General features: G+C 67.6%; 25 protein-coding genes and 1 pseudogene. 10 read left to right on the forward strand and 16 right to left on the reverse strand.

All coding sequences use genetic code 11. From position 1 onward, the window contains the following. Positions 1–6: 6 nt before the first annotated feature. A complete protein-coding gene (locus ACILRJ_RS00825) occupies positions 7–1,245 on the forward strand; it encodes a multifunctional CCA addition/repair protein (RefSeq protein WP_395679392.1) in 1,239 nt (412 codons plus the stop codon). Between the two features lie 142 nt (positions 1,246–1,387). Here ACILRJ_RS00825 and ACILRJ_RS00830 read toward each other — a convergent pair whose 3' ends face one another. After that, entirely contained in the window at positions 1,388–2,560 is a 1,173-nt protein-coding gene (locus ACILRJ_RS00830; protein ID WP_395680745.1) for a class I SAM-dependent methyltransferase, read from the reverse strand. An 82-nt stretch (positions 2,561–2,642) separates the two neighbouring features. Between ACILRJ_RS00830 and ACILRJ_RS00835 the strand changes: the two genes are divergently transcribed. Beyond that, positions 2,643–3,386, forward strand: a complete 744-nt coding sequence (locus ACILRJ_RS00835) for a pteridine reductase (RefSeq protein WP_395679394.1) — start codon at positions 2,643–2,645, stop codon at positions 3,384–3,386. 232 nt (positions 3,387–3,618) lie between these two features. Here ACILRJ_RS00835 and folK read toward each other — a convergent pair whose 3' ends face one another. From folK to tsaD, 3 genes are read right to left on the reverse strand one after another with little or no spacing between them, the layout of a single operon-like run. Then, a complete protein-coding gene (gene folK / locus ACILRJ_RS00840; RefSeq protein WP_395679396.1) occupies positions 3,619–4,101 on the reverse strand; it encodes a 2-amino-4-hydroxy-6-hydroxymethyldihydropteridine diphosphokinase in 483 nt (160 codons plus the stop codon). A gap of 22 nt (positions 4,102–4,123) precedes the next feature. Beyond that, positions 4,124–4,489: a dihydroneopterin aldolase gene (gene folB, locus ACILRJ_RS00845; RefSeq protein WP_395679398.1), complete on the reverse strand. Its 366-nt coding sequence runs from the start codon at positions 4,487–4,489 to the stop codon at positions 4,124–4,126. A 52-nt stretch (positions 4,490–4,541) separates the two neighbouring features. Next, positions 4,542–5,597, reverse strand: coding sequence for a tRNA (adenosine(37)-N6)-threonylcarbamoyltransferase complex transferase subunit TsaD (gene tsaD, locus ACILRJ_RS00850; RefSeq protein WP_395679400.1), 1,056 nt, complete (start codon positions 5,595–5,597; stop codon positions 4,542–4,544). Positions 5,598–5,654: 57 nt separating this feature from the next. Here tsaD and rpsU point away from each other — a divergent pair, with 57 nt between their 5' ends. From rpsU to ACILRJ_RS00880, 6 genes and pseudogenes are all read left to right on the forward strand, one after another. Beyond that, positions 5,655–5,870: a 30S ribosomal protein S21 gene (rpsU, locus tag ACILRJ_RS00855; protein ID WP_131996031.1), complete on the forward strand. Its 216-nt coding sequence runs from the start codon at positions 5,655–5,657 to the stop codon at positions 5,868–5,870. A gap of 219 nt (positions 5,871–6,089) precedes the next feature. Continuing rightward, positions 6,090–6,536 carry a GatB/YqeY domain-containing protein gene (locus ACILRJ_RS00860; RefSeq protein WP_395679403.1) on the forward strand — a complete coding sequence of 149 codons (447 nt, stop codon included), beginning with the start codon at positions 6,090–6,092 and terminating at the stop codon, positions 6,534–6,536. Positions 6,537–6,548: 12 nt separating this feature from the next. After that, positions 6,549–6,746, forward strand: a complete 198-nt coding sequence (locus ACILRJ_RS00865; RefSeq protein ID WP_395679405.1) for a PspC domain-containing protein — start codon at positions 6,549–6,551, stop codon at positions 6,744–6,746. A gap of 44 nt (positions 6,747–6,790) precedes the next feature. Then, positions 6,791–8,566, forward strand: a pseudogene (locus tag ACILRJ_RS00870) (CHC2 zinc finger domain-containing protein); the annotation flags it as partial. A 334-nt stretch (positions 8,567–8,900) separates the two neighbouring features. Then, on the forward strand, positions 8,901–9,110 hold the full coding sequence (locus ACILRJ_RS00875) for a cold-shock protein (RefSeq protein ID WP_395679407.1): 210 nt from the start codon (positions 8,901–8,903) through the stop codon (positions 9,108–9,110). A 74-nt stretch (positions 9,111–9,184) separates the two neighbouring features. Next, positions 9,185–9,355, forward strand: coding sequence for a hypothetical protein (locus ACILRJ_RS00880; protein ID WP_395679409.1), 171 nt, complete (start codon positions 9,185–9,187; stop codon positions 9,353–9,355). Positions 9,356–9,421: 66 nt separating this feature from the next. On the opposite strand, the gene ACILRJ_RS00885 is transcribed toward ACILRJ_RS00880, so the two are convergent. From ACILRJ_RS00885 to ACILRJ_RS00900, 4 genes are all read right to left on the reverse strand, one after another. After that, positions 9,422–9,907: a hypothetical protein gene (locus ACILRJ_RS00885; protein WP_395679411.1), complete on the reverse strand. Its 486-nt coding sequence runs from the start codon at positions 9,905–9,907 to the stop codon at positions 9,422–9,424. 291 nt (positions 9,908–10,198) lie between these two features. Continuing rightward, positions 10,199–11,791 carry a phytoene desaturase family protein gene (locus tag ACILRJ_RS00890; RefSeq protein ID WP_395679413.1) on the reverse strand — a complete coding sequence of 531 codons (1,593 nt, stop codon included), beginning with the start codon at positions 11,789–11,791 and terminating at the stop codon, positions 10,199–10,201. Between the two features lie 45 nt (positions 11,792–11,836). Further along, positions 11,837–13,141: an MFS transporter gene (locus ACILRJ_RS00895; protein WP_395679415.1), complete on the reverse strand. Its 1,305-nt coding sequence runs from the start codon at positions 13,139–13,141 to the stop codon at positions 11,837–11,839. A gap of 4 nt (positions 13,142–13,145) precedes the next feature. Beyond that, positions 13,146–13,625, reverse strand: a complete 480-nt coding sequence (locus ACILRJ_RS00900; RefSeq protein WP_395679417.1) for a glutathione peroxidase — start codon at positions 13,623–13,625, stop codon at positions 13,146–13,148. A gap of 153 nt (positions 13,626–13,778) precedes the next feature. Here ACILRJ_RS00900 and ACILRJ_RS00905 point away from each other — a divergent pair, with 153 nt between their 5' ends. After that, positions 13,779–15,752 carry a S9 family peptidase gene (locus ACILRJ_RS00905; protein ID WP_395679419.1) on the forward strand — a complete coding sequence of 658 codons (1,974 nt, stop codon included), beginning with the start codon at positions 13,779–13,781 and terminating at the stop codon, positions 15,750–15,752. Positions 15,753–15,848: 96 nt separating this feature from the next. Here the strand turns inward: ACILRJ_RS00905 and cyoE are convergent, their stop codons facing one another. From cyoE to ACILRJ_RS00925, 4 genes are all read right to left on the reverse strand, one after another. Beyond that, positions 15,849–16,757 (reverse strand): heme o synthase, encoded by a 909-nt coding sequence (gene cyoE, locus ACILRJ_RS00910; RefSeq protein WP_395679421.1) that lies wholly within the window; start codon positions 16,755–16,757, stop codon positions 15,849–15,851. Positions 16,758–16,872: 115 nt separating this feature from the next. Beyond that, positions 16,873–18,012, reverse strand: coding sequence for a heme A synthase (locus ACILRJ_RS00915; RefSeq protein WP_395679423.1), 1,140 nt, complete (start codon positions 18,010–18,012; stop codon positions 16,873–16,875). Beyond that, positions 18,012–18,560 carry a hypothetical protein gene (locus tag ACILRJ_RS00920; RefSeq protein WP_395679425.1) on the reverse strand — a complete coding sequence of 183 codons (549 nt, stop codon included), beginning with the start codon at positions 18,558–18,560 and terminating at the stop codon, positions 18,012–18,014. The genes ACILRJ_RS00915 and ACILRJ_RS00920 overlap by 1 nt, the downstream gene beginning before the upstream one ends. Beyond that, complete coding sequence (locus tag ACILRJ_RS00925; protein WP_395679427.1) at positions 18,557–19,312, reverse strand: SURF1 family protein; 756 nt, start codon at positions 19,310–19,312, stop codon at positions 18,557–18,559. Before ACILRJ_RS00925 ends, ACILRJ_RS00920 begins: the two co-directional genes overlap by 4 nt. A gap of 62 nt (positions 19,313–19,374) precedes the next feature. Here ACILRJ_RS00925 and ACILRJ_RS00930 point away from each other — a divergent pair, with 62 nt between their 5' ends. Next, entirely contained in the window at positions 19,375–19,581 is a 207-nt protein-coding gene (locus ACILRJ_RS00930) for a twin transmembrane helix small protein (protein WP_395679429.1), read from the forward strand. A gap of 95 nt (positions 19,582–19,676) precedes the next feature. Here ACILRJ_RS00930 and ACILRJ_RS00935 read toward each other — a convergent pair whose 3' ends face one another. The 4 genes from ACILRJ_RS00935 to ctaD all read right to left on the reverse strand — a co-directional run bounded on the left by ACILRJ_RS00935 (position 19,677) and on the right by ctaD (position 23,039). After that, a complete protein-coding gene (locus tag ACILRJ_RS00935; protein ID WP_395679431.1) occupies positions 19,677–20,543 on the reverse strand; it encodes a cytochrome c oxidase subunit 3 in 867 nt (288 codons plus the stop codon). A 34-nt stretch (positions 20,544–20,577) separates the two neighbouring features. Further along, positions 20,578–21,159 (reverse strand): cytochrome c oxidase assembly protein, encoded by a 582-nt coding sequence (locus tag ACILRJ_RS00940; RefSeq protein WP_395679433.1) that lies wholly within the window; start codon positions 21,157–21,159, stop codon positions 20,578–20,580. Further along, positions 21,156–21,338 (reverse strand): hypothetical protein, encoded by a 183-nt coding sequence (locus ACILRJ_RS00945; protein ID WP_395679436.1) that lies wholly within the window; start codon positions 21,336–21,338, stop codon positions 21,156–21,158. The genes ACILRJ_RS00940 and ACILRJ_RS00945 overlap by 4 nt, the downstream gene beginning before the upstream one ends. Before the next feature lie 93 nt (positions 21,339–21,431). Beyond that, positions 21,432–23,039 (reverse strand): cytochrome c oxidase subunit I, encoded by a 1,608-nt coding sequence (gene ctaD, locus ACILRJ_RS00950; RefSeq protein ID WP_395680747.1) that lies wholly within the window; start codon positions 23,037–23,039, stop codon positions 21,432–21,434. Positions 23,040–23,049: the final 10 nt, after the last annotated feature.

Genomic DNA, 23,049 nt, shown 5'->3' on the forward strand with positions numbered 1-23,049 from the left:
CAAGGCATGCGCATCTATCTCGTCGGCGGCGCGGTCCGCGACACGCTGCTCGGCCACGGCAGCGTCGACCGCGATTTCGTCGTCGTCGGTGCGACGCCGGACGAGATGCGCGCACAGGGCTATCGGCCGGTCGGCAAGGATTTTCCGGTATTCCTGCACCCTTCGACGCAGGAGGAATACGCGCTCGCGCGCACCGAACGCAAGACCGGTCGCGGCTACCACGGCTTCGCGTTCCAGGCCGATCCGTCGGTCACGCTGGAGCAGGATCTCGAACGCCGCGACCTGACCATCAATGCAATGGCGATGGACGCGGACGGCGCGATCGTCGATCCGTTCGGCGGCCAGCGCGATGTCGCGGCGCGCGTGTTGCGCCACGTGTCGCCCGCGTTCGCCGAGGATCCGGTGCGGGTGCTGCGCGTGGCGCGTTTCGCCGCGCGCTACGCGCCGCTCGGTTTCCGCATCGCCGAGGAAACGCTCGCGTTGATGCGCGGCATGGTCGATGCCGGCGAAGTCGACCATTTGGTTGCCGAACGCGTCTGGACCGAGACGCGCAAGGCGCTGGCGGAGCCGGCGCCGTCCGCGTTCGTGCGCGCCTTGCGCGCATGCGGCGCGCTGCGCGTGATCTTCCCCGAAGTCGACGCGCTGTACGGCGTGCCACAACGCGCCGAATACCACCCGGAAGTCGATACCGGCGCGCACATCGAGCTCGTGCTCGACGCGGCCGCAAGCCTCGCGCCCGGCGACGACCTGGTCGGCTGGTGCGCGCTCGTGCACGACCTCGGCAAGGCGCTGACGCCCGTGGACGACCTGCCGCGCCACGTCATGCACGAGCATCGCGGCGTCGAACCGGTGCGCGCGATCAACGCGCGCCTCAAGGTGCCGGTCGAACATGCGGCACTCGCCGAACTCGTCTGCCGCTTCCACCTCGATGCGCATCGCGCGCTCGAGTTGCGTCCGTCGACCGTGCTCGAGCTCCTCGAAAGGCTCGACGCGTTCCGCAAGCCCGCGCGCCTGGCGACCTTCCTGCTCGCCTGCGAAGCGGACAAACGCGGCCGCCTCGGCCTCGCCGACGCCCCCTATCCGCAGGCGGACTACCTGCGTGCCGCGCATGCGGCCGCGCGCGCGATCGATGCAGCCGCGTTCGTGGCCGCGGGCATCACCGGGCCGAAGATCGGCGAGGCGATGCGCGCGGCGCGCGTCGAGGCGATAGCGCGCGTGAAGCAAAAGCTGAGGGCCGAGGGCTGAGGGCCGAGGCTGCCGAGCCACGACATTCGCCCGAGCGATCGAACGCGCGCAACGCGTATGGCGGCTCGCGCTGCACGCGTGCCGCCGGTTGCCGCGCGGGTCGCGGGATGCGGCTGGACTCGCGCGTTGCGCTCGACCCGCTCTACAACCGATGCGAAAGGTCGAACGCGCGCAGGCCGGGCAATGCTTCGACGCCGCCGCGCGTGAATGCGATCGCCTGGAAGCGTTCACCCATGTCGCCGGGCAGGGTCAGGCGCTTGACCTCGGCGATGCGCTGCACCCGCAGGACCTCGGGCAGGTCGTCGCCAACGAGATCGAGCAGGCCGCTGGCGAGCAGGAACTGGCCCTGCGGCGCGTAGCCGGTGAAGTCCAGTCCGGCGCCGACGCCGGCTTCGGCGAGCGCGGTGAAGTCGACGAATGCGGTGAGGTCGGTCAGGCCCGGCCAATGCAGCGGATCGGCGTGCGCGCGGTGGCGGTAATGGCACACCAGCGTGCCGTCGCGGCGTTCGGGCAGGTAGAACTCGCGGCGCGGATAGCCGTAGTCGACGAACAACACCGCGCCTGCTTCGAGCGATCCGCACACCGCCTGCACCCAGTACGGCAGCTGTGGCAGCACTTCGGATCGGTAGCCGTCGTCGAACGGCGCGCCGAGCGCGCGCTCGAGGTGGCGCACCGCGTTGGCAACGAGCAGGTCGGCCGGGCGGTCGATGCACACGAAGCGTTCTCCCTCGAGCGCAACATGTTCCTCGAACACTTCGCCGTCCTTCAGGGTGAAACGCGTGGTCGGCAATGCATCGACGACTTCGTTCGCGAACAGCACGCCGCGCCAGCCGGCTTCGGGCGGTCGCGCGATCCACTGCACGCGCGCGGCGACCTCGGGCGGCAACTCCGCGGCGATGCGCTCGCGCTGTCGGGCGGCGAGGTCGGCGCTCGGTTCGAGGATGAGGAACCGGCGCGGCAATGCGTCCTGGGCGGCGAGTTCGCGCAGCGCGGCGAGCGCGAACGCACCGCTGCCGCCGCCGAGTTCGAGGAAATCCGCGTCGGCGCCAAGCGCACGCAAGGTCGGCGCGAATGCGCGCGCGATGCAACGCGCGAACAGGTCGCCAAGTTCCGGCGCGGTGACGAAGTCGCCGGCGGGGCCGAACTTGGTGCGACCGGCACTGTAGTAGCCGAGAGCGGGGGCATACAGACACAGTTCCATCCAGCGCGCGAACGGCATCGGCCCGTTCACGCGGATCTCGTTGCGCAGCAGCGTCGCCAGATGCTCGGCATGCGCGCGCTCTTCGGTGCCGGGTTCGGGCAGGTTCGTGTTCAGAGGGCTGGTCGGCCGCAGCGTTCTGCGGCACTCTCGGCAGGATGCATGGCGCGAGCATAACCCGACGAAGCGGAGGCAAGGCATGATGGATGGCGGGCAACGGCGGGTGGCGCTGGTGACCGGCTCGGCGAAGCGCGTTGGCGCGACGATCGCGCGCACGCTGCATGCGGCCGGTTACGACCTCGCCCTGCACGCCCGCAATTCGTATGCGGAGCAGGAGGCGCTCGCGCATGAACTGGAGGCGGTGCGCCCCGACAGCACATTGACCCTGCAGGCCGAGCTCGCCGATGCCGATTGCCTGCCCGATCTTGTCGACGCCGTGCTCGCGCGCTTCGGCCACCTGGATGCGCTGGTCAACAATGCCTCGGCGTTCTACCCCACGCCGCTGGCGACGGTCACGCCGTCACAGTGGGACGAACTGTTCGCGGCGAACGCGCGTGCTCCGCTGTTCCTCGCCCAGGCCGCGGCGCCGCATCTGGCCGGACGCAACGGCGCGATCGTGAACCTCATCGACATCTATGCCGAGCGACCGCTGCCGCGCTACAGCGTCTACTGTATGGCGAAGGCCGCGCTCGCCGCGGCAACGCTCGCGCTGGCACAGGAACTCGCGCCACTGGTGCGCGTGAACGGCGTCGCACCCGGGGCCGTGCTGTGGCCCGACGGCAAGGACGAAGCGGCGCGCAAGGAACTCATCGCGCGCACGCCACTGCAACGTGCGGGCACGCCCGAGGACGTTGCCGGAGCGGTGCTGTGGTTGTTGCGCGACGCGCGCTTCGTCACCGGCCAGATCATCCGCGTCGACGGCGGCCGCTCGCTTTCGATGTGAGGGCGGTGTCGCAGGCCCATGGCGGGGCCCGCCGCGCGCATGCCGCCGGATGGTCCGCCGACACCTGCTGCGGGACTCGCGCTGCGTGCTCTACCCGCCCTACGGCGCAGAGTCCCACCGTGCGCCAGGCAATGAATTGCCGAAGCCTCGTAGGGCGGTACGCGCGGCGCGCGTGCCGCCGAATGGTCCGCCGACACCTTCGGCGGGACTCGCGCTGCGCGCTCGACCCGCCCTACAACGCGACGCGCTCGAACACGTTGGCGCGGTCCGGCGATGAGGACCACAGTTCGGCCAGCGTGCGGCCGTCGCCCGGGACGCGCAGGTCGGGAGCGATTTCGGCGAGCGGTTTCAGCACGAACGTTTCGCCGAGTTCACGCCGCGGCACCTGCAGGTTGCCGGGACCGTCAATGATCGCCTCGTCGAACAGCACGACGTCGATGTCGAGCGTGCGGCTGGAGAACCGGGCCACGTCGCGGCGACGGCCATGACGGTCCTCGAGCGCATGCAGCCACTCGTTCAACCCGGATGCGTCGAGGTCGCTGTCGATGCCCGCAGCGAGATTGATGAAATCGGGACCGTCGAAGCCGACCGCGGGAAAGCGGTACGCCGTCGACGCGATGACGGCGCCGAAACGTGCACGCAGTTCCGCGAGCGCCGCGCGCAGGTGGCGTTCGGGTTCGAGGTTGGAACCGAGACTGAGCCAGGCTTTGTGCATCGCATCGCGGCGGAAGCCGCTCCTATGAAGCGGGCGAGCGTTCGCCGCGCTCGATGATGACGCCGACTGCGCGCGAGCCGGTCACGGCGCCGGGCTTGGACAGCTTCAGGCGCAGCCAGCGCACGCCGAATTCCTCGCGCAGGATCGCGGCGCAGCGCTCGGCCAGTGTTTCGACCAGCCCGAAGTGCGATTCGCCGACGAACGCGATCAGGCGCTTGGATACCGCCTTGTAGTCGAGCGTGTCCTCGATGCGATCGCTCGCGGCGGGCCTGGTGTTGTCGAACGCCATCTCGATGTCGAGCGCGATCGTCTGCTTGATCGTGCGCTCCCAGTCATAGATGCCGATGACGGTCTCGATGCGCAGGTCTTCGATGAAAACGAGGTCCATGGGGAACCGTAGTTGGTGATTGGTGAAATGTGATTGGCGAGCGGGGCAAGCGTCACGATGCCGCGAGTGCTGGCAACGAGGCGAGATCCCAGCGCGGCTGCACCTTGATCGCGGATGTCTCGTGCTGTCCGGCGGCGAGGCGCAATGCGCCGGCGAGCGCGATCATCGCGCCGTTGTCGGTGCAGAATTCGAGGCGCGGGAAGTGCACGCTGAATCCTTCGCGCGCACCTGCGCTGGCGAGATCCGCACGCAGACGCCGGTTCGCGCCGACGCCGCCGGCAATCACGAGCCGGCGCGCGCCGGTCTGCGCGAGCGCGCGGCGGCATTTGATCGCGAGCGTCTCGACGATTGCTTCCTCGAACGCGCACGCGACATCGGCGCGGGTCTGGTCCGACTGGTCGCTCGCCTGCCAGGCCAGCAGCACCTGGGTCTTGAGGCCCGAAAAGCTGAAGTCGAGACCGGGACGGTCGGTCATCGGCCGTGCGAAGCGGAACTTGCCGGGCTGCCCCTGTTCGGCCAGCTTCGCAAGCGCCGGACCGCCGGGATACGGCAGGCCCATGAGCTTGGCAGTCTTGTCGAACGCCTCGCCGGCGGCATCGTCGAGCGTGTCGCCGAGCAGGCGGTAGTCGCCGATCGCGGCGACCTCGATCAGCATCGAATGGCCTCCGGACACCAGCAGCGCGACAAACGGCGGCTCCGGCGGATCGGCTTCGAGCAACGGCGCGAGCAGGTGGCCCTCCATGTGGTGCACGCCGATCGCCGGAATGCCGAGCGACCAGGCCAGCGCGCGCGCCGCGGTCGCACCGACGAGCAGGGCGCCGACCAGGCCCGGTCCGGCCGTGTAGGCGACCCCGCCGAGGTCGGCGACGCCAAGCCCGGCCCTGGCCAGCGTCTCGCGCACCAGCGGCAGCAACTTGCGCACGTGGTCGCGCGAGGCCAGTTCGGGCACCACGCCGCCATAGTCGGCGTGCATGCGGATCTGGCTGTAGAGCGTATGGGCGAGCAGGCCACGCGCGCAGTCGTAGACCGCGACCCCGGTCTCGTCGCAGGAGGTCTCGACCCCGAGCACGGGGCCGGTCTGCCGGAGTTTTGCAAAGGAGGGTTCCATCGGGATAGAATACACGGCTCGCCCGACAGCCCCGGGTGATTTTGCATTGGAGAGTTTATGCCCAGCGTCAAAGTTCGCGAAAACGAACCGTTCGAGTTTGCCCTGCGCCGCTTCAAGCGCACCTGCGAAAAAGCCGGCGTGCTGGCCGAAGTGCGCAAGCGCGAGTTCTACGAAAAGCCGACCCAGGAGCGCAAGCGCAAGCGCGCCGCCGCGGTCAAGCGTCACCTTCGCCGCGTTTCGCGCGACGTGACCAAGCGCCAGCGCCTGTATTGATCGCCCCGCGGCGACCCGACCGGGTTGCCGCCTCGATGAAAGGGCTGTTCATCGGCCGGCATTGCGCAAGCGATGCCGGCTTTTTGTGTTTGGCCTGGAGAAGCCGGGGCTGAGGGCTGGCACGGCCCCGCAACCCGCGGGTTTTGGCACTCTTGCGTCTCTCTCGGCAGAATCGCCGTCTTTGCAGCACTCAGCCCTCCGCCTCAAGGATTCCCGACCATGTCCCTCAAAGCACAACTCACCGACGACATGAAAGCCGCGATGAAGGCCGGCGAGAAGGATCGCCTCGGCGTGATCCGCCTCGTCAATGCGGCGATCAAGCAGCGTGAAGTCGACGAGCGCATCGTGCTCGACGACGCACAGGTGCTCGGTGTGCTCGAGAAGATGCTCAAGCAGCGCAAGGACTCGGTCACGCAGTACGAAGCGGCGGCGCGCGACGACCTCGCCGCGGTCGAACGCTACGAGATCGGCGTGATCCAGGCCTACCTTCCGGCCCAGCTTTCCGCCTCCGAGATCGACACGATCGTCGCCCGGGCGATCGCCGATTCCGGCGCGACCAGCGCAAAGGACATGGGCAAGGTGGTCGGGCTGATCAAGCCGCAGCTTGCCGGGCGCGCGGACATGGGCCAGGTCTCGGCGCTGGTCAAGCAGAAACTTGCCGGCTGAGGCGCGAGGACCATGACCGCACCAGGACCCCTGCGCCGTTCGCGCCGCAACCGCATGATCGGCGGCGTCATGGGCGGCCTTGCGCAGCATTTCGGTTTCAGCCCGAACGGGCTGCGCATCATCTACGTGATCGGCTCGATCCTGTCCGCGGCATTCCCCGGCGCGCTCGTGTACGTGATCCTGTGGCTGTTGATCCCGCTCGAAGACTAGGCGTGTCGCGCCACCGCCGGCACGCGCTCGTGGCATCCTGAGCCATGCCCGGCCGCATCCCCGAAAAATTCATCGACGACCTGCTCGCACGCGTCGACATCGTCGACGTGATCCAGGAACGCGTGCCGCTGAAGAAGGCCGGGCGCGACTGGTCGGCGCGCTGCCCGTTCCACGACGAGCGCTCGCCCTCGTTCACGGTGAGCCCGGCCAAGCAGTTCTACCACTGCTTCGGCTGCGGCGCGCACGGCAGCGCGATCGGATTCCTGATGAACTACGACCGCCTCGAATTCCCCGATGCGGTCGAGGAACTCGCGAACCGCGCCGGCCTCAAGGTGCCGTACGAGGGTGGTCGCGAGGCGCCGCGCGAGGACAGCAGCGACCTCTACAACCTGCTCGATGCCGCGGCAACGTTCTACCGCCGCCAGCTCGGCGAAAGCACGACCGCGCGCGCCTACTTCGCGAACCGCGGCCTCGACGAGGCGACCCTGGCGCGTTTCAACCTCGGCTTCGCGCCGGATGCATGGGATGCGCTGAAGAACGCGCTCGGCACCAACGCGCAGCGCATCGCGCTGCTCGAGAAGAGCGGCATGCTCACCAGCGGTGAGCGCGGCAGCAAGTACGACCGCTTCCGCAACCGCGTGATGTTCCCGATCCTCGATCGGCGCGGCCGCACCATCGCGTTCGGCGGCCGGATAATCCCGGAAGTGCGTGCTTCTGGTGAAGAGTCCGGCGAGGGACCGCCGGTTCTTGATCCTCGCGCGCAGGATGCGCGCAAAGGTGAAACCGGTCCGAAGTACCTCAACTCGCCCGAAACCCTGCTGTTCCACAAGGGCCGCGAGTTGTTCGGCCTGTGGCAGGTGCGCGAGGCGCACACGAAGATCCCGCGCCTGATCGTCGTCGAGGGCTACATGGACGTGATCAGCCTGCACCAGTTCGGCGTGCCGCAGGCGGTCGCGACGCTCGGCACCGCGACCACGCGCGACCATGCCGAGATCCTGTTCCGCCAGTGCGCGGACGTCTACTTCTGCTTCGATGGCGACCGTGCCGGGCGCCAGGCTGCCTGGCGCGCGGTCGAATCGGTACTGCCGCGCATGCGCGACGGCCGCCAGGCGCTGTTCCTGTTCCTGCCCGACGGCGAGGACCCGGACACGCTGGTGCGCAAGGAAGGACTGGCCGGCTTCGAGCAGCGACTCAAGGACGCGATGCCGCTCAGCGAATTCTTCTTCGCCGAGATCGGCAAGGACGTGAACCTGGGTTCGCTCGATGGCAAGGCGCGCCTCGCCGAGCGCGCGCGACCGCTGCTGGCGCAGATTCCCGACGGCGCATTCCGCGACCTGATGCTGGCCGAACTCGACAAATCGACCGGCGTGCACGTGCAGGTCGCTCCGCCGCCGACCGACGGCAGTGCGCGGCCGAAGCCGGCACGCCCGCAGCAACGCTCGCTGGTGCGCGCGGCGATCACCCTGCTGGTGCAGCGTCCCTCCCTTGCCCTCGCGCTCGATCCGCCATGGTCGTTCGCCGAGCTGCGCCAGCCCGGAATCCCGTTGCTGGTCGAACTGATCGCGCTGTGTCGCGCGCGCGCCAACCTCGGCACCGGCGCCCTGCTCGAGCATTTCGCCGAACGCGACGAGGCGAAGGCGTTGCAGAAGCTCGCGATGACGGACTTCCCGGGAGGAGAGACCGAGGCGCGTGCGGAGTTCGTCGATGCGGCGGTCCAGCTCGAACGCCAGACCTTGCAGCAGCGCATCGACGACTTCCTGAAGAAGGACACCGAAGGCGAGACCAGCGAGTCCGAGCGCGCCATGTTGCGCACCCTGCTCGATTGCCGGCGGCGCGTCGACGAGTTGCTGCGCCGCAAGCCGGATGCCGGGTTCGGCGAGGCGGAAAAGGCCGAGCTGCGTTCGCTGCTGGCCGGCGATGGATCCGGGCCGCGCTCCTCAACCTGAACGGATCTCCTTGACCGGCTCGCTTCGCCGAGCGATTCCCTGTATGGTGGGCGCACTGTGTTTGTCAGGGTCACTGTGAATCGTGACCTGATGCGGTCGATCTTACGATTTGCTTCATCGCCACCTCGCTTCCTCCTTGCCAACCCCAGTCTCGGTTCGGGATGTCCCCGGATCGCGAATTTCATTTTTCAAGTTGCAGGAGAAAGTCATGGCAAATCGCCAGAACGGTACCGTCAAGTGGTTCAACGATGCGAAGGGTTTCGGTTTCATCACGCCGGAAAGCGGCCCCGACCTGTTCGTGCATTTCCGCTCGATCCAGGGCACCGGTTTCAAGAGCCTGGCCGAAGGCCAGCGCGTGAGCTTCGTCGCCGTGCAGGGCCAGAAGGGCATGCAGGCTGACGAAGTGCAGCTGGCCTAAGCCGCTACACGTTCGCTAGAGTCACCAAACCCCGGGTCGCGAGGCCCGGGGTTTTTCATTGAAGGGAGCCGCCGATGGCGATGAAGCCGAACTACAATTTCGAGAAGCGCCAGCGCGAGCTCGCGAAGAAGAAGCAGCAGGACGAAAAGCGCCTGAAGAAACAGCAGGCGAAAGCGGGCACCAAGGACGCGGTCGCAGAGGAGTCCCGCGCTCCACGCGACCCCGCGGAAACCGGCTCCCGCTGACCCGGTCCGCTCCGCGCGCGTCGCGGGGACCGTCGCAGCGCGCGGACGACGTGCCGGCGGTCGATCTCAGCCCTGTTTGCACCCGGGTTTCGTGCAGCCTCTCGCGGCCTTCTCGCGCATCAGCTTCCGGCCTGCTTCGCGATCCGCCTCGATTTCGCCGTAGGTACGGCACTGCGTGGTCGCGATGCGCGAGCCGGTCGTCGCTGCGCGCTCGCAGACCAGGCGGTCGCGGTCGCGCTTCTCGAGCGTCGCGTTGACGCTTTCCTGCGCGTTGAACAGGGCGACCTGGTCGTCCTTGCCCATGGTGTCGACGCTGCCGGATTTCTCGAGCAGCGCCCGCATGCGATCGAGGTTCTTCTCGACGTCGGCGCGCTCGCTCTCGGTGACGTACGAGTACCGTCCACCTTCCTGCATTTCCTTGTGCAGTTCGGCGACCACTTCCAGGAACGCGTCCTTCGTCGTCGCCTTGAGTGGCGGCGCGGTTTCGGCCGCGCGGGCGGACGTCGCAAGGGCGGCAAGCAGCAACGCGGCGAGCACGAAGGTCCTGGTCACGGCGTCGGTTCCTTCATCCAGGCGGGTGATTGCGCGCGATCCTAAGCGCGCGGTCCCGTCGCGTCAACGACACGTTTCGTAAACCGGCAACGCTTCGTCGCACGTCGCGGTGGCGGCGACGCGCGCCGCACCGCGCCGCCTGCGGCCGGATGAACCGCATCAGTCGATCGAAGGATGCGTCGTTGGCGTCGTGCACGCCGGCATGACACGTCGAGGTCGATCGCCGCCTGTGGGTTGGTCGGCCCTGGCATCCACGGACACCGACAGGCGCCCGCGGCGCGCGCGAATTCCTCAGCGCAGGTCGGACAGCACCACGCGCGCAGCGTTGTGGCCTGGCGCGCCGGTCACGCCGCCGCCGGGATGCGTGCCGGCGCCGCACAGGTACAGACCCGGCAACGCGCCGCGATAGCCGGCCTGGCCGAGCATCGGCCGCGCGCTGAACAGCTGGTTGAGGGACAGCGCGCCGTGGAAGATGTCGCCACCGAGCAGTCCGAAGTCGCGCTCGAGGTCGAGCGGCGACTTGATCTGCCGACCGAGCACGGACGCCTTGAAGCCGGGCGCCCACTGGTCGACCGTGTCGATCATGAGGTCGGCGACCTCGTCTCGATGGTCGTCCCACGAACGTCCATCCGGCAGCTGCGGTGCGACATGCTGGCAGAACAGGCTCGCGACATGCTGACCGTTCGGCGCGAGCGAATCGTCGAGCGTCGACGGGATCAGCAGCTCGACGATCGGCTGCTTCGACCAGCCGTGCGCGCGCGCGTCGAGGTAGGCGCGATCCATGTAGTCGAGGCTGGGCGCGAGGATGATGCCGGCGGTCAGGTGATCGCCCGGCTCGGGCAATGCGCGGAAGCGTGGCAGTTCGCTCAAGGCGACATTCATGCGGAACGTGCCCGAGCCGCAGCGCCAGTTCGCCATGCGCTCACGCGTCGGCGCCGGCACCACGCCCGGATCGAGCAGGCGCTCGTACAGCAGTTTCGGATTCACGTTGGCGATGACGCAGCGCGCACGCAACGTCTCGCCCTGTTCGGTGACGACACCGACAGCCCGCCCCTTCTCGACGATGATCTCGCGCACGCCGCAACCGGTGCGGATTTCGACGCCGGATGCGGTCGCCGATTTCGCCATCGCCTGCGTGATCGCGCCCATGCCGCCGATCGCGTGGCCCCACGCTCCCTTGACGCCGTTCACCTCGCCGAACACGTGGTGCAGCAGCACGTAGGCGCTGCCCGGCGTGTACGGGCTGGCGTAGTTGCCGACCACGCCGTCGAAGCCGAACAGCGCCTTGATCGGATCGCTCTCGAAGAAGCGTTCGAGGTACTCCGCCGCCGAGATCGCGAACAGGTCGAGCAGGTCGGTGCGCAGGCTCGCATCGAGCGCCTTCACGCGCTTGCCGAGCCGGCCCGCGCGCAGCAGTTCCGGCAACGCCTTCAACCAGCCGCCGTCCGTGACATTCGGCGGCGGCTCCAGCGCGAGCGCGCGCAGCTCGTCGGCGATCGCGTCGAGGCGGCGTTCGTACTCGGGCAGGCGCTCGGCGTCGCGCCGCGAGAACTTCGCGACTTCATCGCGCGTGCGGCCACCGCCGCTGATGAGATACCGGTCGTCCGCCAGCGGCAGGAAGTTGTTGAGCTTGCGCTGCACGATCTTCAGACCGTGCGCCGCGAGATCGAGATCGCGCATCACCTTTGGCTGCAGCAGCGACACCGTGTACGCCGCGACCGAGTTGCGGAAACCCGGATGGAACTCCTCGGTCACTGCCGCGCCGCCGACGACATCGCGTTGCTCGAGCACGACGACCCTGCGCCCGGCCTTCGCCAGGTAGGCCGCACAGACGAGGCCGTTGTGGCCACCGCCGATCAGGATCACGTCGAGAGGTTCGGTCATCCGGCGATTATCCGATGTGGGCGCGGTGCGCGCCACGCTCAGGGTTCAGCTCCCCTTCTCACGCGGGCCTCGCCATGCAGCAACGACGACGCCGAGCGCGCACAGCGCCGACACGTACCACGCCGGCGCGAACGGGTGGCCCTGCATCAACAACGTGACCAGCGGCGGCGTGAGGCCGCCGAAGATCGCGTAGGCGATGTTGTAGGCGAACGAGATGCCGGAGAAGCGCACCGGCGGCGGGAACGCCTGCACCAGCAGCAGCGGGATCACGCCGACGACGCCGACGCAGAAGCCGGCGAGCGCATACAGCGGCACCAGGCGTGTCGGATCGGAGGCGATGCCGTAGTAGAGCGCCGGCGCGGCGAACGCGAGCGCGACGCAGCCGAGGCCGAGCGTGCGCCAGCCGCCGATGCGGTCGCCAAGCAGACCAAACGCGACGCAACCGATCGTCAGCGCGAGCGTTGCGACGCTGTTCGCCGACAGCGCGGTCGCGGCGGGAATCGCAAACAGTTTCTGGATCAGCGTCGGCGTCAGCAGGATCACGACAACGATCGCCGCGGTCAGCAGCCAGGTCAACGCCATCGCGACGACGACCGCGCGCGCGTGGCCGCCGAGCACGACACGCAACGGCAGGCCGCGCACGAGCTCGGCGCGCCGGCGCATTTCCTCGAACACCGGCGTCTCGGCCAGCATGCGGCGCAGGAAGACCGCGAGCAGCCCGAACGCGCCGCCGGCGATGAACGGCAGGCGCCAGCCATACTCGAGAACCTCGGCCGGCGACAATCCGCGGTTGACCGCGGTCGCGACCAGCGAGCCGAGCAGGATTCCGGCGGTGAGGCCGGCGGTCAGGGTGCCGCAGGCGAAGCCGATGCGCCGCGGCGGCACGTGCTCGGCGACGAAGGTCCATGCGCCCGGCACTTCGCCGCCGACAGCGGCACCCTGCAGGACGCGCAGCACGAGCAGTGCGAGCGGTGCGGCGTAGCCGATCGCGGCGTAGGTCGGCAGCAGTCCGATCGCGAGCGTCGGCAAGGCCATCAGCAGCACGCTCAGCATGAACATGCGCTTGCGTCCGTCGCGGTCGCCGAAGTGCGCCATCACGATGCCGCCGAGCGGGCGGGCGAGATAGCCCGCCGCAAACAGGCCGAACGTCTGCAACTGGCGCAGCCAGTCCGGCGTGTCGGACGGGAAGAACAACTGCCCGATCGTCGCGGCGAAGAACACGAAGATGATGAAATCGTAGAACTCGAGCGCGCCGCCGAGCGCGGCGAGAAACAGCGTGCGCAGGTCGCGCCGGGTCAGCGCGTCGCCACCCGCGGCGCGCGTGGCGCCGGCCATCGCGTCGGTCGTCATCGGCTCAGAGCTTTCCGGCGAGGTCCTTGCCGATCGCTTCCGGCGTGTCGGTCGGTGCGTAGCGCTTGACGACGTTTCCTTCCTTGTCGACCAGGAACTTGGTGAAGTTCCACTTGATCGCCTCGCTGCCGAGCAGGCCTTTCGCTTCCTTCTTGAGGTACTTGTAGAGCGGGTGCGTGTTCGCGCCATTCACCTCGACCTTGGCGAACAGCGGGAATTTGACGTCGTAGTTCAGCGAGCAGAAGTTCTTGATCTCGGCCTCGTCGCCCGGCTCCTGGTGGCCGAACTGGTCGCACGGGAAACCCAGCACGACCAATCCCTGTCCCTGGAATTTCTCGTACAGCGCTTCTAGTCCGGTGTACTGCGGCGTGAAGCCGCATTTCGACGCGACGTTGACGACCAGCATCGTCTTGCCGCGGTATGCAGACAGCGATTGCTCGTCGCCGTCGATGGTCTTCGCGCTGAAATCGTAGATCGATGCCATGCCAGCCTCCTGGTTCCGCGCGAGTGTACGCCGGGCCCCGCCGCGCGTGCATCCGTGCGGTGCGATGCGGCGGCGCGTCAGGACCGCTCCGCACTGGTCCTGCGCGTCCGCGTCGCATACGCTCGGGCGATTGCGTGCCACGAGGACGACCCGATGACGCGAGCGCTTGTTCCGATCCTGCTCTGCGCGATGAGCGCCTGCTGCGCGCTCGCCAGCGCCGGCGAAGTCCGTCGCGAGGAGCGCGACACGCGCATCAGCGAGGATATTCCGGAGATACCGCCAGCCCTGGTAGAACGCCTGCAGCGTTACGCGAACACGCGCTCGGCCGGACTTGGCGGCTGGACCGCGGATGGCTCGGCGATCCTGATGGGCACGCGTTTCGCGAACACCACCCAGGTGCACCGCGTCGGCATGCCGGGCGGCGCGCGCGAACAGCTCACGTTCTACGACGAGCCGATCGCGATGGTCGCACCGAACCCGAAGCGCGACGGCTTCGTGTTCGGCAAGGACATCGGCGGCTCCGAGTTCTGGCAGTTGTACTGGTTCGACGGCGCCACCCGCGAGACGCGCCTCTTGACCGACGGCAAATCGCGCAATGCGTCGCCGCTGTGGTCGCACGACGGCACACGGCTCGCCTACACGAGCACCGCGCGCAACGGCAGCGACAGCGACGTGTGGGTGCTCGACCTCGCCAGCGGCGATGCGAAGCCGGTCGTGATCGCGGGTGGCAGCTGGAGCGCGACCGACTTCTCGCCCGACGGCCGGTCCCTGCTGGTGCAGCAGGACGTGTCCATCAACGACGTGCGCCCGGGCGTGGTCGATCTCGCCAGCGGCAAGCTCACCCTGTTCCCGGTCGACGCCCGGCCTTCCGATGGCGGGAAAGCCGCGTTCGGCGCATTCCGCTGGACCCGCGACGGCAAGGGCGTCTACTACACGTCGGACGAAGGCAGCGCGTTCCTGACCCTGCGTCATCACGACATTGCCAGCGGTCGCGTCACCCACCTCACTGCGAACGCGCCGTGGAACGTGGAGGTATTCGCACTCTCCCACGACGGCCGCCGACTCGCCTACGTCACCAACGAGGAGGGCTACGGCACGCTGCATGTGATCAACACCGATACGCGCGCGGAACTCGCGCTTCCGCCGCTGCCGAAGGGCGTGATCGGCTCGATCGACTTCGATCCGTCCGATACGCGCATTGCGTTCGACCTCAATTCGGCGACCTCGCCGAGCGACCTCTACACGGTCGACCTCGGCAATGGCGGCGTCGCGCGCTGGACCAGGAGCGAGATCGGCGGCCTCGATGCATCGAAGTTCGTCGTGCCGGAGCTGGTGCGCTTCCCGACCTTCGACAAGGCCGCCGGCAAGCCGCGCACGATCCCCGCGTTCTACTACCGCCCGCGCACGGCGAGCGCCGACGCGAAGGCGCCGGTCGTCATCAACATCCACGGCGGCCCGGAATCGCAGGCGCGACCGGTGTTCAGCGCCGACATCCAGTTCCTCGCCGACGAACTCGGCATCGCCGTGCTGGTGCCGAACGTGCGCGGCTCGGACGGCTACGGCAAGGACTACCTCAAGCTCGACAACGGCTACCAGCGCGAGGACTCGATCAAGGACATCGGCGCCCTGCTCGACTGGATCGCGAAACAGCCTGAACTCGACGCGCAGCGCGTCGCCGTGCAGGGAGGCTCGTACGGCGGCTACATGGTGCTGGCGTCGATGACGCACTACAACGACCGCCTGCGCGCCGGCATCGACGTCGTCGGCATTTCCAACTTCGTGACCTTCCTCGCCAACACCGAGAGCTACCGCCGCGACCTGCGCCGCGTCGAGTACGGCGACGAACGCGATCCGAAGATGCAGGCGTTCCTCGCGAAGATCTCGCCGACGACGAACGCGAAGGCGATCAGCAAGCCTTTGTTCGTTGCCTCCGGCACAAACGACCCACGCGTGCCGGCTTCGGAGGGCCAGCAGATCGCGGCCACCGTGCGCGCAAACGGCGGCGACGTCTGGTACCTCGAGTTCAAGGACGAGGGCCACGGCTTCCGCAAGAAGGCAAACAGCGACTATTACCGCACGGCGGCAATGCTGTTCTGGCAGAAGTATCTGCTCGGCGCCGCGAATTGACCGGGAGTCGCTGTCGGAGCGGCGGACGCCTCGGCTGTGCAACAGCCGGCCGGGCTTTGCTCCGGCAGCGCGGATCCGGCTCCCCTGCTCGTCTTGCTAGCCGACGCGTTGCAGCACGATCGCGGGGCCTGCATCGGCCGTATCAGGCAGCCAATGGTCGACGAGCAGGAACGCGAACAGCGCCATCAGGTAGATGATCGAGAAGTTGAACACGCGCATCGGGAACAATGGATCGGGCGGGTTCATAAGGCGGATCGCGTACCAGAGGAAGGCGCCGCCGAGCACGAGCGCGCCGCCGAGGTAGAACAGCCCGCTCATGCCGGTCAGGTACGGCAGCACGGTGATGACGACCAGCAGCACGGTGTAGAACAGCACGTGCCAGCGCGTGTAGGTCACGCCGTGCGTGACCGGCAGCATCGGCACCTGCGCGCGCGCGTAGTCGTCGCGGCGGAAGATCGCCAGCGCCCAGAAATGCGGTGGCGTCCAGATGAAGATGATGAGGAACAGCAGCAGCGCATACGGATGCACCTGGCCGGTCACCGCGGCCCAGCCGAGCACCGGCGGCGCGGCGCCGGCGGCACCGCCGATCACGATGTTCTGCGGCGTCGCACGCTTGAGCCAGGCGGTGTAGACGACCGCGTAGCCGATCAGCGACGCGAACGTCAACGCCGCGGTCAATGGATTGACGAGTGCGATCAGGATCGCCATCGACAACGTGCCGAGGATCAGCGCGAACGCGAGCACCTGGGTCGGCGTCAGCGCGCCGGTCGCGAGCGGCCGGTGCGAGGTGCGCGCCATCAGCTTGTCGATGCGCTGGTCGATCAGATGATTGATCGCCGCGGCCGACGCCGCGGCGAGCCAGATGCCGATGAACCCTGCAACCGATTCGCGCAGCGGCGGCAAGCCGGGCACGGCGAGGAACATACCGATGACCGCGGTGAACACGATCAACGCGACCACGCGCGGCTTGGTCAGTTCGAGGTATTGGCGGGCGATCGGCGGCATGGAGGGATCGGGTTTCGGATCGGGATCGAAGTTTGGAAATCCAGAAAAGACCGGAGCACGAGCAAACGATGGAGTGAGAGCCCGTTCCTGCTCGAACGTGCTCGTCCCTGGTGTTTCAGTCTTTCGCTGTTCCCTGCACGCGCACCAGCAGCGCGATCAGGCTGAACAGCAGCAGTGCTGCGCCCGCATTGTGCGCGGTCGCGAGCGGCAATGGCAGCAGCAGCTTGACGTTTGCGATGCCGAGTGCGACCTGCGTGCAGAGCAGCAGCGCGACCGCCGTCGCGTTCGCGCGCAGGCCGCGTCGCCATGCCAGCACTGCGGTGGCGAGCACGTGGCCGAACACGACGAGCGCGCCGATGCGATGCGCGATGTGGATCGCCGCGCGCGCGGCGCCATCGAGCACGCCGCCTTCGTAGTTCACGCCGATGCCACGCCAGAGCACGAATCCCTCGCGGAAATCCGGCGACGGCCACCACGAGCCTGCGCAGCGCGGGAAATCCATGCCGCAGGCAAGCGCGGCGTAGTTCGCACTGGTCCAGCCGCCGAGCGCGATCTGCAGCGACAGCAGCACGAGCGCGACGACGACCATCGCCTTGAGCCGGCGCTGCGCGGCGTCGGGCGCGCGCGGATGGGCAAGCGCCAACGCGACATAGGCGAGCAGGGAGAACGTGAGCAGGCCGCCGAGCAGGTGCCCCATCACGACCACGGGCTTGAGCAGCAGGGTCACCGTCCACATGCCGAGCATGGCCTGGAAGACCACCACGGCGAATGCGACGACCGCGACGCGCCACGCGGGGGCGCGATCGAGCCTTGCTGCGGCGACGAGGGGCAAGAGGATCGCGATCCCGGACAGCGTCGCCGATGCGGCATGCGCGCCCTTGACGTAGAGGAACACGCCGATCGCCGCGGCGACCGCGGCCGCCAGCAGCATCAGGACCAGAGCGCGGCGGCGCCACACCGCGACCAGCGCCAGCGCCAGCACCAGCATGCCAAGCGTGCCGGCGAGCATGCGGTGCACCTGCTCGCGCCAGGCCTTGTGGGTCTCGAATGGGCGATCCGGGAACGCCTCGTTGGCACGCGCGATCTCCTGCTCGTGGCCGGGCCAGGTGGCCTTGCCGTAGCAGGTCGGCCAGTCCGGGCACGACAGGCCCGCGTTCGACAGCCGCACGAAGGCACCGAACACGATCACGAGGAACGCGAACAGGGTCGCGAACGCGGCCAGGCGGGCGGACGTGAAGAGCGCGCGCATGAACATCAGCCCTTGATCACGCGCGCAAGGTCCTTGCGCAGCTTGTTGCCGTCGTAACCGATCGGATAGCGCAGCACGAGAAAACCGTGCGGATCGGCGAACGCGACCGCGACCTCGTCGACGCCGGCCGGGCGCAGCGCCGCCAGCGCGCCGTCGGCGTCGCGTGCACGCGCCACCGGCTTCATCGTCGCCAGCGCTTCCGCGTCGATGTCACCGAGCACGACGACGCGCACGCGGAAAGCGTTCTGGTTCAAGGTCAGGCGCGCGCGGCGCAGTTCATCGATGCGTTCGAGGCAGGCCCTGGCGCACGACGGTCCGGGCACGGCGAACACCGTCCACGACCAGTCCTCGTCCTTCCACGCAATCGGCTTGCCGTCGTCGCCGACGAAACGCGCGGCGGTCAGGTCCTGCGGCGGTTCGATCAGGGTGCCGTAGTTGCGCGTTCCGGCCGGGCGCCAGCCGAGCGTGTTCAGCACATAGGCGGTCAACAGCGGCGCGGCGAACAGCAGCAGGATCAGGATCAGGCCGAGGCGATTGCGGTTGCGCGGTGTCATCGTGGATTTCCCCTTGCGATCGGCCTTGATCGCCCATTGCGCCGGTGCAGGATCGCAAACGTCGCGACGACGACAGCGGCGAACGTGAACCAGGTGAAGGCATAGCCGTAGTGGCGCTCCGGCGGGAACACCTCGGGCTTCCAGTTGCGCACGAAACCGCGGTTCTCGGAATCGGCCGACACCTGCAGCAGCACGCGCGGATCGAGCCTGCGACCAAGGTCTGTGGCGATCTCGCCGAGGTCGACATAGATCGTCGTCTTCGGCCAGTTCGCCTGCGCGGGCAGTGCATTGCCGCCGAGACGGATGCCGGCGCCCGGCGGCGGAGCGTACAACGCGCGCAGGTGCTGCACGCCGGCCGGCGGTGCCGGAAACTGCGGCGAATCGCCGCGCATGTCGCGCGCCAGGAAGCCTCGGTTGACCAGCAATGCATCGCCGCCCGCGCTCGGCACGAACACGTTGAACAGCATCACCCCGGCGCGACCGTCGCGGACCTGGTCGTCGAGCACGTAGGCATGGCCGGGATCGAACGTGCCCTCGACGTCGACCAGCGGCCAGCGCGTCGCATCGGCGGAGTGTCGCGCCTGCGCGAGCTTGACGGGCGCCTGCTCGGCGGCATGCGCATACGCCGCGAACAGCGCTTCCTTTTCGTGCGCGCGACGCAATTGCCAGCTGCCTAGCAGGACGAAGGCGCCGACACCGACCAGCATCAGGACGATCCCGAATACGCGCGGCCTGCGCCAGCGGTCAGCCATGATGGGCCGGCGCTATAATCGATCGGTCAGCCGGACGTGCGTTCCGGCCGGAAGCGCAAGCCATGCTCGGCACCGTCCTGATCGTCGTGTTCTTCATCGCCATCGTCTACAACCTCGGCGCCGGCCTGTATTTCATGATGACCGACAAGGGCGGCACGGACCGCACGGTGAAGGCGCTGACGCGCCGCATCGCGCTTTCTGTGCTGCTGATCGCGCTGGTCATGCTCGGCATCTGGACCGGCATCATCCGCCCGCATGGGATCGGCTGACGCCGCGCGGGATCGCGGATTGGGGACAGCGAAAAACCCGACGTCGCTCAAGGCCGCTTGTCGAATCCCCGATCCCCAATCCCGAATGCCGGCTCTCAGAGCACGTACACGAACAGGAACAGCCCGAGCCAGACCACGTCGACGAAGTGCCAGTACCAGGCGACCGCTTCGAAGCCGAAGTGGTGGTCCTTGGTGAAGTGGCCCTTCGCGCAGCGGAACCAGATCACCGTCAGCATGATCGCGCCGAGCGTGACATGCATGCCGTGGAAGCCGGTCAGCATGAAGAACGTGCTGCCGTAGATGCCGCTGCCGAGGGTCAGGCCGTGATGGGTGTAGGCCTCGGCGTATTCGTGCGCCTGATAGCCGAGGAAGATCACGCCGAGCACGACGGTGAGGGCGAGGAAGATCAGCAACTGCCTGCGGTTGCCGGCGCGCAGCGCATGGTGCGCGATCGTGATGGTTACGCCGGACGACAGCAGCAGCAGCGTGTTCAGCAGCGGGATGCCCCACGGCGACAGCGTCGAGAACACGCCGCCGACCGCGCCCGGGCCGTTGGTCGGCCATGCCGCGGAGAAGTTCGGCCACAGGAAATGGTTGGTGAGCGCGCCATGTCCTTCACCGCCGAGCCACGGCACCGACAGCGCACGCGCGTAGAACAGCGCGCCGAAGAACGCGGCGAAGAACATCACTTCGGAGAAGATGAACCAGATCATCCCCATGCGGAACGAGACGTCGACCTGGCTGTTGTACTTGCCGCTGATCGACTCGCGGATGACCGTGCCGAACCAGCCGAACAGCATGAACACGAGGATCGCGATGCCGAGCGCCATGATCGGCTTGCCGATGTCGGCCTCGTTGAGCCAGAGGCCTGCGCCGCCGACGGTGCCGAGCAGGCCGAACGAGCCGATGATCGGCCAGTGGCTGCCGTGGGGGACGTAGTAAGCACCTTGTGTCTGGGCCATGACGGGATCTCGGTCGGTACGATGGATCAGGGTATCAGCCCGCCGCCGGCAGCGGCGAGCCTGTTTCGGAGAGGCGCCTGGTGGCGACCTCGTTCGCGTAGAACGTGTACGACAGGGTCAGCTCGCGCACGTCCCTGGGCAACTGCGGGTCGATGAAGAAGCGCACCGGCATGCGACGCGACTCGCCGGCCTTCAGCACCTGCTCGGTGAAACAGAAGCATTCGGTCTTGTTGAAGTACGACGACGCGGTGCTCGGCGCGATGCTCGGCACCGCATTGCCGACGATCGCCTCGCCACCGGTGTTCGTGGCGTCGAACCAGACTTCGGTCAGCTTGCCCGGATGCACGTCGATGCCGGGCATCTCGGGCGCGAACACCCACGGCAGGCGGCTGTTCACGCTGGCAATGAACTGCACGCGCACGCTGCGGCTGCTGTCCTCGACCAGTCCCGCGGCGCGGCTCTGGTCGACCGCGCCGGCGGCGAGCTTGATGCCGAGCACGTGCTCGCACACGACGCGATACAGCGGCACCATCGCGAAACCGAACAGGAACGCGCACGCGACCACCACCGCTGCCGTCTTCAGCACGCCCCGATTGCGCTGCACGGACGTATTCACCGCCGCAGCACCACTTCGCCGATGGCAACCAGGTAGATCGCGATCGCCACCATGCCGGCGATCAACGCCGTCCGCCGCGCACGGGCGCGGGACAGTGAGCGTTCATCGATTACGGGCTGGCCCTTCATTTCTTCAACTGCGCCTGTTCGAAGCGTGCTGTTCCTCGGGAGTGCGGCCATGGATGGCCGCTTCTTCTGGAACGGCAGTGCACACACCGGCCGCCGAATCCGCGCTCCCTCCATGGAAGCGGCGGTCATGGACGGCCGTACAAATCAGTGACTAACGTCGCCATGGGCCAACATGTCGTCTCGGATCACCGGCGGCACCGTGAACGTGTGGTGCGGCGCCGGCGACGGCACCGTCCATTCGAGGCCGTGCGCGCCTTCCCACACCTGGGTGGTCGCGCGGTTCTTCGAGTAGTAGACCGCGTGGATGATCACGCCGACGAAGATCAGCTGGCTGGCACCGAACCAGAAGCCGCCGATCGACGAAATCATGTTGAAGTCGGCAAATGCGACGTTGTAGTCGGGGATGCGGCGCGGCATGCCGGCGAGGCCGAGGAAGTGCTGCGGGAAGAACAGCACGTTGACCGAGATCACGCTCATCCAGAAATGGATCTTGCCCCACTTCTCCGAATACATGTTGCCGCACCACTTCGGCAGCCAGTAGTACACCGAGGCCATGATCGCGAAGATCGCGCCGGTCACCAGCACGTAGTGGAAGTGCGCGACGACGAAATAGGTGTCCTGGTACTGGAAGTCGGCCGGCACGATCGCGCACATCACGCCGGAGAAACCACCGATCGTGAACAGGATGACGAACGCGATCGCGAACAGCATCGGCGTCTCGAACGTCAACGAGCCTTCCCACATGGTGGAGACCCAGTTGAACACCTTCACGCCGGTCGGGATCGCGATCAGCATCGTCGCGTACATGAAGAACAGCTCGCCGCCGAGCGGCATGCCGACCGAGAACATGTGGTGCGCCCAGACGATGAACGAGAGGAACGCGATCGACGCGATCGCATACACCATCGCCTGGTATCCGAAGATCGGCTTGCGGCTGAAGGTCGGGATGATCTCCGACACGATGCCGAACGCCGGCAGGATCATGATGTAGACCTCGGGGTGACCGAAGAACCAGAAGATGTGCTGGAACATCACCGGGTCGCCGCCGCCGGCCGCGTTGAAGAAGCTGGTGCCGAAGAACTTGTCGGTGAGCAGCATGGTGACCGCGCCGGCGAGCACCGGCATCACCGCGATCAGCAGGAACGCGGTGATCAGCCAGCTCCACACGAAGATCGGCATCTTCAGCAGGTCCATGCCGGGCGCGCGCATGTTGAGGATCGTCGCGATGATGTTGATCGCGCCCATGATCGAGCTGATGCCCATCAGGTGCACCGCGAAGATCATGAAGGCGACGTTGCTGCCGCCCTCGAGCGACAGCGGCGGGTACATCGTCCAGCCGCCCTGCGGGCCGCCGCCGGGCATGAAGATCTCGGAGATCAGCAGGAAGAAGGCGAACGGAAGGATCCAGAACGACCAGTTGTTCATGCGCGGCAGCGCCATGTCCGGGCCGCCGATCATGAGCGGGATCATCCAGTTGCCGAGGCCGACGAAGGCCGGCATGACCGCGCCGAAGATCATGATCAGCGCATGCATCGTGGTCATTTCGTTGAAGAACTCCGGCTGCACGAGCTGCATGCCCGGCTGGAAGAGTTCCGCGCGGATGACCATCGCCATCGAACCGCCGGTGAAGAACATGATCAGCGAGAACACCAGGTACAGCGTACCGATGTCCTTGTGATTGGTCGTGAACAGCCAGCGATGCAGGAAGCCTTGCGGCTTGTGATCGTGGTCGTCGTGGGCGTCGTGATCGATCGCGGGATTG

The organism is Dokdonella sp. (assembly GCF_044227025.1).
GTDB lineage: Bacteria > Pseudomonadota > Gammaproteobacteria > Xanthomonadales > Rhodanobacteraceae > Dokdonella_A.

Coding starts and splice junctions, on each gene's coding strand:
- ACILRJ_RS00890 (WP_395679413.1), bottom strand. CDS start 11,791: ATGACCGAACCTCTCGACGTGATCCTGATCGGCGGTGGCCACAACGGC.
- ACILRJ_RS00865 (WP_395679405.1), top strand. CDS start 6,549: ATGACCGCACCAGGACCCCTGCGCCGTTCGCGCCGCAACCGCATGATC.
- ACILRJ_RS00925 (WP_395679427.1), bottom strand. CDS start 19,312: ATGGCTGACCGCTGGCGCAGGCCGCGCGTATTCGGGATCGTCCTGATG.
- ACILRJ_RS00825 (WP_395679392.1), top strand. CDS start 7: ATGCGCATCTATCTCGTCGGCGGCGCGGTCCGCGACACGCTGCTCGGC.
- tsaD (WP_395679400.1), bottom strand. CDS start 5,597: ATGGAACCCTCCTTTGCAAAACTCCGGCAGACCGGCCCCGTGCTCGGG.
- ACILRJ_RS00935 (WP_395679431.1), bottom strand. CDS start 20,543: ATGGCCCAGACACAAGGTGCTTACTACGTCCCCCACGGCAGCCACTGG.
- ACILRJ_RS00895 (WP_395679415.1), bottom strand. CDS start 13,141: ATGACGACCGACGCGATGGCCGGCGCCACGCGCGCCGCGGGTGGCGAC.
- cyoE (WP_395679421.1), bottom strand. CDS start 16,757: ATGCCGCCGATCGCCCGCCAATACCTCGAACTGACCAAGCCGCGCGTG.
- ACILRJ_RS00835 (WP_395679394.1), top strand. CDS start 2,643: ATGATGGATGGCGGGCAACGGCGGGTGGCGCTGGTGACCGGCTCGGCG.
- ACILRJ_RS00880 (WP_395679409.1), top strand. CDS start 9,185: ATGGCGATGAAGCCGAACTACAATTTCGAGAAGCGCCAGCGCGAGCTC.
- ACILRJ_RS00875 (WP_395679407.1), top strand. CDS start 8,901: ATGGCAAATCGCCAGAACGGTACCGTCAAGTGGTTCAACGATGCGAAG.
- ACILRJ_RS00945 (WP_395679436.1), bottom strand. CDS start 21,338: ATGGCCGCACTCCCGAGGAACAGCACGCTTCGAACAGGCGCAGTTGAA.
- ACILRJ_RS00905 (WP_395679419.1), top strand. CDS start 13,779: ATGACGCGAGCGCTTGTTCCGATCCTGCTCTGCGCGATGAGCGCCTGC.
- ACILRJ_RS00860 (WP_395679403.1), top strand. CDS start 6,090: ATGTCCCTCAAAGCACAACTCACCGACGACATGAAAGCCGCGATGAAG.
- ACILRJ_RS00930 (WP_395679429.1), top strand. CDS start 19,375: ATGCTCGGCACCGTCCTGATCGTCGTGTTCTTCATCGCCATCGTCTAC.
- folK (WP_395679396.1), bottom strand. CDS start 4,101: ATGCACAAAGCCTGGCTCAGTCTCGGTTCCAACCTCGAACCCGAACGC.
- ACILRJ_RS00900 (WP_395679417.1), bottom strand. CDS start 13,625: ATGGCATCGATCTACGATTTCAGCGCGAAGACCATCGACGGCGACGAG.
- ACILRJ_RS00920 (WP_395679425.1), bottom strand. CDS start 18,560: ATGACACCGCGCAACCGCAATCGCCTCGGCCTGATCCTGATCCTGCTG.
- rpsU (WP_131996031.1), top strand. CDS start 5,655: ATGCCCAGCGTCAAAGTTCGCGAAAACGAACCGTTCGAGTTTGCCCTG.
- folB (WP_395679398.1), bottom strand. CDS start 4,489: ATGGACCTCGTTTTCATCGAAGACCTGCGCATCGAGACCGTCATCGGC.
- ACILRJ_RS00915 (WP_395679423.1), bottom strand. CDS start 18,012: ATGTTCATGCGCGCGCTCTTCACGTCCGCCCGCCTGGCCGCGTTCGCG.